9 protein-coding genes are annotated in these 11,447 nt (G+C 36.1%); 4 read left to right on the top strand and 5 right to left on the bottom strand.

The annotated features are described in order from the left end of the window. Positions 1–367, bottom strand: a 367-nt coding sequence (locus AC5YDH_RS14385) for a hypothetical protein (protein WP_496120479.1), incomplete at its 3' end; no start/stop codon positions are given. Positions 368–770: 403 nt separating this feature from the next. On the opposite strand from AC5YDH_RS14385, the gene AC5YDH_RS14390 reads away from it, so the two are divergent. From AC5YDH_RS14390 to nadS, 3 genes are all read left to right on the top strand, one after another. Beyond that, entirely contained in the window at positions 771–2,096 is a 1,326-nt protein-coding gene (locus AC5YDH_RS14390) for an ISNCY family transposase (protein WP_496120481.1), read from the top strand. A 122-nt stretch (positions 2,097–2,218) separates the two neighbouring features. Continuing rightward, positions 2,219–2,539: a type II toxin-antitoxin system RelE/ParE family toxin gene (locus tag AC5YDH_RS14395; protein ID WP_248104264.1), complete on the top strand. Its 321-nt coding sequence runs from the start codon at positions 2,219–2,221 to the stop codon at positions 2,537–2,539. Then, a complete protein-coding gene (gene nadS, locus AC5YDH_RS14400) occupies positions 2,532–2,804 on the top strand; it encodes a NadS family protein (protein WP_248104266.1) in 273 nt (90 codons plus the stop codon). Before AC5YDH_RS14395 ends, nadS begins: the two co-directional genes overlap by 8 nt. Positions 2,805–3,170: 366 nt before the next feature. On the opposite strand, the gene AC5YDH_RS14405 is transcribed toward nadS, so the two are convergent. From AC5YDH_RS14405 to AC5YDH_RS14420, 4 genes are all read right to left on the bottom strand, one after another. Then, the gene (locus AC5YDH_RS14405) at positions 3,171–3,698 is read right to left on the bottom strand and encodes a plasmid pRiA4b ORF-3 family protein (RefSeq protein ID WP_496120484.1); all 528 of its coding nucleotides are present in this window, start codon (positions 3,696–3,698) and stop codon (positions 3,171–3,173) included. Positions 3,699–4,081: 383 nt separating this feature from the next. Continuing rightward, positions 4,082–4,657, bottom strand: coding sequence for a plasmid replication DNA-binding protein (locus AC5YDH_RS14410; RefSeq protein ID WP_496120486.1), 576 nt, complete (start codon positions 4,655–4,657; stop codon positions 4,082–4,084). A gap of 63 nt (positions 4,658–4,720) precedes the next feature. Continuing rightward, a complete protein-coding gene (gene repM, locus AC5YDH_RS14415) occupies positions 4,721–5,611 on the bottom strand; it encodes a replication initiation protein RepM (RefSeq protein WP_496120488.1) in 891 nt (296 codons plus the stop codon). Positions 5,612–6,888: 1,277 nt separating this feature from the next. Then, positions 6,889–9,648, bottom strand: a complete 2,760-nt coding sequence (locus AC5YDH_RS14420; protein WP_496120490.1) for an autotransporter outer membrane beta-barrel domain-containing protein — start codon at positions 9,646–9,648, stop codon at positions 6,889–6,891. 454 nt (positions 9,649–10,102) lie between these two features. Between AC5YDH_RS14420 and AC5YDH_RS14425 the strand changes: the two genes are divergently transcribed. Next, positions 10,103–11,428 (top strand): ISNCY family transposase, encoded by a 1,326-nt coding sequence (locus tag AC5YDH_RS14425; protein ID WP_496120481.1) that lies wholly within the window; start codon positions 10,103–10,105, stop codon positions 11,426–11,428. Positions 11,429–11,447: the final 19 nt, after the last annotated feature.

Below are 11,447 nucleotides of genomic sequence, written 5' to 3' on the forward strand. Positions count from 1 at the left end.
CGCCATTTTTACCTTCTTTACCGTCACTAGAATTCCGACCATTCTCACCATCTTCACCAGTACCATCTTCACCCGAAATTCCACCAGTACCATCTTCACCCGAAATTCCACCAGTACCATCTTCACCACTAATTACGACCACATCAGATGTTGTAATAGTAGGAGTAATTTCGGCTTGAACTATTTGTGTCAGTGTAAGACTAATTGCAGTGGCTAAAACATGCTTATTGAGAAAAAGTGCTGCAATAAGAGACTTATTTTCTAGAGATATTTTATGTTTCTGAGTACTTTGATTAGAGTGATTTTCGTAAAACATATTAATTTTTCCTATTTTTCTATTAGGAATAGTTTTATAGATATGATCCATAGGGGCTTCTTTTACCTGATGTGTTGAGTTTTTATCAGTTTGTATTTAAACGTTATTTGATTGTTTTGTGTGCTTTTTTTGAAATTTTTTTTTCTAGTTATAATGGCTTTGTTGCATAAAGGTTTCATAACTATATGATTTAAAATAATTTGATTATTCTTCAACCTAAAATAAAACTTAACTAAATCAGTTGCTTACATATTTTTGCAACAAAGCCAGTTATAAGTATAAGTGGAAAAAAGTTTTTTCTTTAATTTCCCTAAAATTAACATAATACGGATTATACGAAACGAGAGTGTAAGCCCAAAATAGAAATGTCCGGTTTCTCCAAAGTAAAAATGTCCGCTTTTAGAATATGCACTTTTGCAATTTCCTTAGCGGACGGTTTGATATGTTGGTGTCTATGTCGGATAAAGAACTTAAACGATTGTCGGTCTTGCAAGAGATCTGTGATCAACGCATAACTCAATCCCAAGCTGCTCAGCTACTCCATATTTCAGAACGTCAGATCAGGCGCTTACTGCAGAAATACAAAGCTCAAGGTCCAGTTGCATTAGCCCATGCCGGTCGTGGTCAAATCAGTAACTCCAGGCTTCCTGAAGAACTCAAACTCAAGTGCCTCAATATTGTTTCGGATCAACTTTATGGTTTCGGACCCACTTTAGCGCATGAAAAGCTCACCACCGTGCATGGATTCGATCTTTCAGTAGAAACTCTGCGTTCCTGGATGATTGCAGCCGATTTATGGATTCCTCGCTTCAAGCGCCTGAAACGCCCATATCAGCCTCGTTATAACCGGGATTGCTATGGTGAATTGATCCAAATTGATGGCTCACACCATGACTGGTTCGAAGGACGTGTTGCTAAATGCTGTCTGCTGGTGTTTATCGATGATGCCACAGGCAAATTACAGCATTTACGCTTCTGTGAGTCAGAATCAACCTTTGACTATATGATTTCGACACGTTTGTATGTTGAACAGCATGGTAAGCCATTGGCATTTTACAGCGACAAACATTCAGTTTTTAGGGTGAATCAAAGCAGCAAGAAAGACACCAAGATTACCCAGTTTGGACGCGTACTCAGTACCCTCAATATCGATATCATCTTCGCTAACTCACCCCAGGCCAAAGGTCGCGTAGAACGTGCCAATAGAACCCTTCAGGACCGTCTGATCAAAGAGGTGCGTCTGGAAGGTATCAGTTCGATTGCAGATGCCAATAAGTGGTTGCCCTGCTTTATTGAGCAATTTAATCGTAAATTTGCCAAGATGGCCTTTAATCCTAAGGATCTACACCGGACTGTCACTGAAACAGCTGAAGAATTAGATGATATTTTTACCTGGCGTGAACCTCGAAGGGTCTCAAATAGTCTGACGATTACTTATGATAAATGCTTGTATCTCTTGGAGAATACAGAAGAAAATCAGAGGCTAATCGGTAAATATCTTGAGTTTCTGGAATACCCGGATGGTACAGTTGCAATTGAATATCAGGGAAGAAAAATCAATTACAGCATCTTCGATAAATTAAGTCAGCTTAACCAGCGAGAGATTGTTGAAAATAAACGTTTAGGTTCTGTACTAGCCCATATTCAACAACAGCACGAAGAATTAGAACAACAAAACAAACGTAATCGTTCTCAAAAGATGCCAAGCAGACGTGCACAGAAAAAAGTAATCAAAGAACGAAATCTGAATCCTGTGCTTGACTTGGAAGTGTCTGTATAGGACATTTCTATTTGGTTATTAGGTAGGACATTTCTACTTGGGAATAACAGAGAGCTTTTAGCTCTCGTTTTTTTATATTAAGGGTGGTAAAATCAATATACGCCATTGACGTATATTGATACATGTTATTTATAGAAACTAGCATTTTTACCAAGCAAATCAAAGATCTTGTAACTGATGAAGAATATCGTCAGCTTCAACAAGATTTATTGGTTCAGCCTGATAAAGGTGACTTGATAAAAAATGGTGGTGGCATTCGTAAAGTGCGATGTGCCCAAGGAAATAAGGGGAAAAGTGGTGGTATCCGTGTGATCTATTATTGGGTTACAGAGGATGACCAGATCTTTTTTCTCATCGCTTATCCTAAATCAGTAAAAGACACATTGACTGATAAGGAGACAACGATTCTGCGTCAACTCGTGAAGGAGCAATTTCATGGATAACAACCTATTTGATAGCCTCGTTTCTTCAATTAAAGAAGCAGGTTCAATTAAACGTAAAGAGATCCAAGCAAGCCGAGTGATAGAGCTTGAACTACCCAATATTAAAGAAGTACGTGAAAAGACAGGGTTAAGCCAAGTCGAGTTTGCAGCACGTCTTCATATCAGTGCAAGAACGCTACAAAATTGGGAACAAGGTCGTCGCTATCCAACTGGGCCAGCAGCAACGCTTATCCGTATCTTAGATGCACATCCAAGTGTGATTTAATACTTAAATATAAAAAAAGCTCAACAGAATGTTGGGCTTTTTTTTGTTTCAAGTACTTAGATGAATGTGAGTAAAGACATACAAATTTGCTTAAATTTTATCCCAAGATTTATCCGCAGAAATTGGGGATTATTTCTGTACAAAAAAGGCATATAAAACATATGGGATTATGCTTTGTATTATCACTTTGATTATTTACTAATCGATTTTCTTGGCAAGAAGTATCAAAACCGCTCATAAAAAAGCCGACTTGTTTCCAAGTCGGCTTTTGAACATCATCGAGCAAATAATTTATATCATAAGTTTTTGATTTTTATATGTTTCAATTTGTGCATTTCGTATAATGCCCATTATGTTAAATAAGGTTTAAAACTTAATATCCTGTAAATTAAAGTAGGTTGGATCAAACTCTATTTCTCCTATTTCATCCTCGATAATTTGAATGTAATCGTCATATCTTGGATGTTTTGGATCTTGTAATGCATCTAAAATATCAAGATATCCAAAAATTCCTCCAATATCTTCAAATGGAGCATGATTTTGACCATCTATGCAACATGGATATTTTTTATTTAAATCAGGAGATTGCCTACTCTCTACAGTAATCAAGTGTTCCCAACAATCGCCAAAATCATATGTATATATAATTTTTTTACCTACACGTAAAACATCTTTCAATTTTTGTCTTTTATTAATCTTTTCATGCTTAATAGTAGTGAACTCATGCAAATGGCTATCTTCCCAATCAAAAGCAGATTGAATAGCTTTATGAAGTCGAGATAACGTAGCATTAGATGAAATTTGAATAGTTCTCCAAATTTCAGGTTCACTGCCCAGAAGACTAATTTTTAGTTGAAAAATTTCATCAGAAGATTTGAGTTTTACAGTTCCCATAACAGCCTAATTCTCAAAAAGTAATTTAAGTTTCTCTAAAATTAACATAATACACCTTATACGAAATGCTTATTTTTATTCTTTCTAAATCAATGCTTTAATAACAATTCAAAAGCCCATTCCCCATTGAGTGGGCTTTTTAATGGATTTTTCACGTTCCACGCCTACTTCTTGATCAATGTTCCACGGGATTATTTAGTTTTAATTGCCAGAACACTTGTAGATTCAAAATGATTTTGGAATAAATGATTTAATTTTTGTACAAAAAATATACAGATTGCTAAATTAAAAACAGGCAATATATTTTAATAATGAAGTCTCCACTTTTTACAATTGTGTTGTTTTAAACCACATTTCGCCCCAAGAGTGTGGTTTTTTTTTGCCTATCCATTTGGTAAGAAGAAGCGACTTAAGAACCCTCTTTTTTTAGGCTCAGGTTCTATATGCTCTGGGACTGGAATACGTTTATTTTCTTTTTCTAACGTTGTTTCTGTTTTTACAGAAGTAGTCAATCCGTCATAGTTTGACTTGTTTTTTGAGACATTAGTAATGTCTACATTTGTTGAGGTATCTAATTCAGGTGATTTATCTGTAGTTACTTTCGATGGTTTCATTTCGATTAAAGTTAAGAGTGTGTCAATACGAGAATTAGCTTTAGTTTCTCTATCTTCTGCCTTTTCTAATTGTTTTTTTAAAAAATCGATCTGATTTTTGAGTTCTACAACTGTATTTTCACTGTATTCAACTGTATTTGATTCTTGTATTTGAGATGTATTAATACGTTTTGTGTTTTTCCCCGTATAGGGTTCGCCATAGACTCTTAATAGTTCAGAGAAGTCTATTGAACCATCATGATCACGACTTAAAGTTCCATTTTTTATGTCTTTATAAATTGTGGCACGCGATTTTTTATAGAGTGTTGCAGCATCACTAACACTGTATTTTGTATTTGTTTTCATGGTGTATTGCACTGTATTTTAGATACGTATTAATAAATACAATAAGTGTATTTATTAATACACTCAAGGCTTAAAGCCTAGATTTTGCAAATGAGGTATGAGCTGTTTTTGTTCTATAGGATCTCTCAACATATCTTTGATTTTTATCGCTAGGTCATCATAACTTTTGCCTGTTTCTGCTAAATAAGATAGTTCATGTAAACGTGATAGTTGATTACCGAACATATTAATTTGAGCATCCGTAAATTTATAAAATTTGTTTGGAGTTGTTTTTGTAGTAAGGGGAGCTTTTGGTTTTTCTTTAAAGGAAAAATGAATGTGAGTTACTTTGCGTCCTGTCTTTTTCTGTTCATATGTCACTTGTAATGGACTGTATTCATTAATTTGATCTACAGCTGTATCAATTACACGTTTTTTAAAGTCTCCAAATAAGGGATATTTTTTTCCTAATTCAAGCATTGAGCGTAAACTTTCGATAGAGATATCACGTCTTCCAATAGTCTTATACTGTATTAATAGTTCATATATACGAATTCCATATCCACTGTTAATCCCTGCAATATCAGAGAGAGCATATTTAGTAAATTCACGGCTTAGATTAGATATGAAAGGTAGAATCGGTTTAGAAAAGCGAATACCAATAACACTTTGCGTGTCTAAAAACTGAATTTCTTGTACCCATCGTATTTTTATAGACTTATCATCTGTTTGAAGATTAATAGATCGTTCATATAAACGATTAATTCCTTCTTTTAAATCTCTATAAGCTGTTTTTTCATGGGAACCTAGTTTTTGTAATTCGGCAACACTTACTGGATACAGAGTGTCATCTGTAATTGGTTGGTTTTTGGGGATAAGGGAAATAGCCGCAAGTATAATTCGTTGCTCTACTGCACTTAATTGATATGACGCTTCGATAATTTGATTTGATTTTACAACTTGATTCTTATTCAAAGTAAATCCATTTTTATTAGAAACTATGACAACTATATACTTGTCATAGTTAGTAGTCAATCCGTCATAGTTAAGTAGTCAATCCGTCATAGTTAGTAGTCAATCCGTCATAGTTAGTAGTCAATCCGTCATAGTTAATGGCTAAAACCATTGCTATATAAGGCTTTCAAGCTGCCTAAAACATTTAAAAGATTTAAAAATAATAAAAAAGGAAACATTTGAAAAATTGCCCTATGTTTTCGCTACGCTCAAACTCTATTGAACTTCGCTTTCGCTCAGTTCGAAGGGGCAATTTGGGGTTAATCTCAATATGAATTATTTAAAAACAAAAGAAAGAATGAATTCGCTACGCTCATAAAGTTTTGTATGCTCGCTTCGCTCGGGCTAAAAGCAACAACCATCATCTAATTTTCTATTCCCTAAAGTTTTCATTTTTTAAAACATGTTTTTCAGGAAGCCTAGGCGCGATTTTTGGTTGGATCACTCGTAGACACTCGCTGATAAATACTGTGAAACCTCATATTTTGCGTTTTTAGCCTTGTTTACATATTTTTATGTAGCTTTTACTGTTTTTAGAATAAAAAGCCTTAAATCGGCAATGAGAGCGTTTTATGGGGATTTATTTATTTGCTGAATATCAGTTCCGAAATTAGATATTGCGATCTGCTGACGCTTAATTTACGGAACTCTTATTTACGAAAAAACCATCTGTGTTTAATAAAACATCGTTTTTAAAGAAGATGGTGTTTTTTACTTCTTTTTAATCAAAGCTAGACTTTTATGCTTTCCGCACAAATATCATTTTTTGTAGATTTAATCTCCAGGCTACTTTTCTAAAGAATCATAAAATGAAGGTAAAATGTGTTACCTAGGAATCACTTAATTACTCGATGACAAATCGTAGTGATTAAGTCCAACCAAAGGCAAAGCCTTTGGTGATTGGCTCCGCCAATTTAAAAGGGGTTAAAAGCATCAAAACACCTTATTTTTAGCTGTTTTGATGCTTTATTATTCAAATTAATATTGCTTAATGACAATCTACTTTTACAGCATTTTATATTGATATTACTTAATGACAATTTATTTTGGTCTTTTTCATATTACTTGATGACATAAAATTCTTTAGTACAGTCCAATGAGTTGTTATAAAACCGAATGTCTTTCTTAATTGATAGGATGATTAGGTTCTAACAACCGAATTTCGTATAAGAGATTTTATGTTAAATCATAAAAATAAGACCTCATATGAGGTCTTATTTTTTTATTTGGTACAGTGATTAGAAATTATATTTCCAACCAATGTTACCTTGGTAGGCTTGGTTAGAATGGCTACCTGCAATGTATGATGCATTTAACCAAACTTGACTGTTTTTAGTTACTTGACCTTCTACACCAAGTTTAAGTTCACCTAGATTTGCAGATCCTTCATTTTCATAACGAATATTATCAATCACAACAGAGTATGGGTTGGTGTTATGAATAAAGTTAACTGCAACATATGGACGGTAGTTTGTTAATTTATTTCCATTGGTTGGAATATCTAAATAAGTTTTAACACCCATGCGTGCTTGTATATTGTCTTTGCCATGGTTGATAGCAACACTTTGAGCATCTTTGAAATCGTCAGCATGCACACCTTGGTAAATGAGTTGAACTTGTGGTTGAATCCACCAGTCTTTTTTACCATTTTTATTTAATAGAAAGTCACCACCTGCTTCGATAGAGGCTGTTACACCCGATGAATCGTATTTATGTTGATTTTGATCTGGTGTATCAATTTTATTGTTGAACTTGTTCCAAAGCACCCAACTATCAATATAAGCACCACGCTTTTCTACAGGGTGTGCATACCAAGTCCCATATAGACCTAAGCTATAACCATTGATTTTTGTTTTAGATTCACGATCTGTGAGGTTTGAACGTGTTTTACCATTGTAGTAAGCAAAACCAGTCATCGCACCTAGGTTGAATTGATCTTCTTCACCTAAAGTCACTAATCCAGCGCCAATTTGAGTCACTAAGCTATTACCTGTCGTTTTTAGCTGGCTTTTCATGGTTTCAAATTTGTTATGATTACCATATGCACGAACCCAAACATTCCCTACATCTTTATTATTCTCTAGATTTTGATATTGACTAGCACCTTCACGATCTTCTAAACGAGAAGTGAATAAGGTATTTCCCATGGTTTCTACAGCAAGATACTCACCCACATTAGGTGTATAAACTGGGCCTGTAGGTGGATTAGATGGATTGCTATTCAATTGGCTTTTTAAATACCAGTTATCAAAGGAACCACTAGAAGTTATTTCTTGTTTATTTAGGTGTAGAAGATAATCATATGCACCAACGGAAATAGCCCCATTGGCTAAATAAAAAGTTTGATCTGATTCAGATCTTCCTGTTTGAATGACATTAATACCATTCACTGTTTGTGCACTTGTTCCACCAACGTTATTAAATCTAAGCTCAGTTGTTCCTGATGCAGTTCCTAAAATGACCAATTTGTCAGTTGGGCTATTATCTCCTCCAAATACTGTATTAAAAGTAATGTGTCCGTTAGTACCTTCTCTAATCCAATTATTGACTGTCAGTGTTTGCCCAACACAACTAGTGCAATTGTTCTTAAAGGTCAGACTAGTATTAGATTTAAATGTAGCATTGCCATTAATTTTTGTATTTTTTCCTGAAATACTCACATCAGTATTATCATTTGAAATTAAATTGCCATTAATTTCTGTTTCTACTTTGCTAATGATTTCAAGTGTATTGGCTACTGCTGATTCTAGAATAATATCTCCAGTAATGGATGAACCATTCTCAAGCGTAAGTAAGTTCTTACCACCTATTGTACGGATTGCAGCCCCTCTAGTACCATCAAATCCTGTTTTACCTTTACTTCCAATCTGTTCTCCATCATCCATCTCAACACTATTATTTAGGCCTTCTCTTCCGCCAAATCCACCTATTCCGCCAATTCCACCATTCCCTCCTTGTATTATGCCATTATTAGTTATTATTAAATTACTGCCGTGAATAGCATCCCCCCCTATTCCGCCATTTCCTCCATCTCCACCGTCACCCCCTATTCCGCCATTTCTTCCATTTCCAGGAATACCCCCATTCCAGCCATTTCCCCCAAATCCACCTCTTCCGCCATCTCCGCCATTTCCTCCATCTCCGCCATTTCCTCCATTCCCTCCTTGTATTGTGTCATTATTAGTTATTATTAAATTACTGCCGTGAATAGCATCCCCCCCTATTCCGCCATTTCCTCCATCTCCACCGTCACCCCCTATTCCGCCAATTCCACCATTTCCGCCAATTCCAATAATGTTACCACTTCCGTCATCATAACCATTTCCGCCATTTCCGCCATTTCCTCCAGTAGAAGCGGATCCTCCATTTCCACCATTTCCGCCATTTCCTCCTTGTATTATTTCATCGTTAATCAAAGTAAAATCATTCCCGCTAATACCAAATCCACCTCTTCCGCCATTTCCGCCATTTCCGCCAATTCCGCCAATTCCGCCATTTCCGCCATTTCCGCCAATTCCGCCAATTCCGCCATTTCCGCCAGTAGAAGCGGAGCCGCCATCTCCAGCCATTCCCCCAAATCCACCTCTTCCGCCATCTCCGCCAATTCCTCCATTTCCTCCTTGTATTATTTCATCGTTAATCAAAGTAAAATCATTCCCGCTAATACCTATTCCGCCAATTCCGCCATTTTTACCTTCTTTACCGTCACTAGAATTCCGACCATTCTCACCATCTTCACCAGTACCATCTTCACCCGAAATTCCACCAGTACCATCTTCACCCGAAATTCCACCAGTACCATCTTCACCACTAATTACGACCACATCAGATGTTGTAATAGTAGGAGTAATTTCGGCTTGAACTATTTGTGTCAGTGTAAGACTAATTGCAGTGGCTAAAACATGCTTATTGAGAAAAAGTGCTGCAATAAGAGACTTATTTTCTAGAGATATTTTATGTTTCTGAGTACTTTGATTAGAGTGATTTTCGTAAAACATATTAATTTTTCCTATTTTTCTATTAGGAATAGTTTTATAGATATGATCCATAGGGGCTTCTTTTACCTGATGTGTTGAGTTTTTATCAGTTTGTATTTAAACGTTATTTGATTGTTTTGTGTGCTTTTTTTGAAATTTTTTTTTCTAGTTATAATGGCTTTGTTGCATAAAGGTTTCATAACTATATGATTTAAAATAATTTGATTATTCTTCAACCTAAAATAAAACTTAACTAAATCAGTTGCTTACATATTTTTGCAACAAAGCCAGTTATAAGTATAAGTGGAAAAAAGTTTTTTCTTTAATTTCCCTAAAATTAACATAATACGGATTATACGAAACGAGAGTGTAAGCCCAAAATAGAAATGTCCGGTTTCTCCAAAGTAAAAATGTCCGCTTTTAGAATATGCACTTTTGCAATTTCCTTAGCGGACGGTTTGATATGTTGGTGTCTATGTCGGATAAAGAACTTAAACGATTGTCGGTCTTGCAAGAGATCTGTGATCAACGCATAACTCAATCCCAAGCTGCTCAGCTACTCCATATTTCAGAACGTCAGATCAGGCGCTTACTGCAGAAATACAAAGCTCAAGGTCCAGTTGCATTAGCCCATGCCGGTCGTGGTCAAATCAGTAACTCCAGGCTTCCTGAAGAACTCAAACTCAAGTGCCTCAATATTGTTTCGGATCAACTTTATGGTTTCGGACCCACTTTAGCGCATGAAAAGCTCACCACCGTGCATGGATTCGATCTTTCAGTAGAAACTCTGCGTTCCTGGATGATTGCAGCCGATTTATGGATTCCTCGCTTCAAGCGCCTGAAACGCCCATATCAGCCTCGTTATAACCGGGATTGCTATGGTGAATTGATCCAAATTGATGGCTCACACCATGACTGGTTCGAAGGACGTGTTGCTAAATGCTGTCTGCTGGTGTTTATCGATGATGCCACAGGCAAATTACAGCATTTACGCTTCTGTGAGTCAGAATCAACCTTTGACTATATGATTTCGACACGTTTGTATGTTGAACAGCATGGTAAGCCATTGGCATTTTACAGCGACAAACATTCAGTTTTTAGGGTGAATCAAAGCAGCAAGAAAGACACCAAGATTACCCAGTTTGGACGCGTACTCAGTACCCTCAATATCGATATCATCTTCGCTAACTCACCCCAGGCCAAAGGTCGCGTAGAACGTGCCAATAGAACCCTTCAGGACCGTCTGATCAAAGAGGTGCGTCTGGAAGGTATCAGTTCGATTGCAGATGCCAATAAGTGGTTGCCCTGCTTTATTGAGCAATTTAATCGTAAATTTGCCAAGATGGCCTTTAATCCTAAGGATCTACACCGGACTGTCACTGAAACAGCTGAAGAATTAGATGATATTTTTACCTGGCGTGAACCTCGAAGGGTCTCAAATAGTCTGACGATTACTTATGATAAATGCTTGTATCTCTTGGAGAATACAGAAGAAAATCAGAGGCTAATCGGTAAATATCTTGAGTTTCTGGAATACCCGGATGGTACAGTTGCAATTGAATATCAGGGAAGAAAAATCAATTACAGCATCTTCGATAAATTAAGTCAGCTTAACCAGCGAGAGATTGTTGAAAATAAACGTTTAGGTTCTGTACTAGCCCATATTCAACAACAGCACGAAGAATTAGAACAACAAAACAAACGTAATCGTTCTCAAAAGATGCCAAGCAGACGTGCACAGAAAAAAGTAATCAAAGAACGAAATCTGAATCCTGTGCTTGACTTGGAAGTGTCTGTATAGGACATTTCTATTTGGTTAT

This window comes from Acinetobacter sp. FY683 (genome assembly GCF_059515885.1).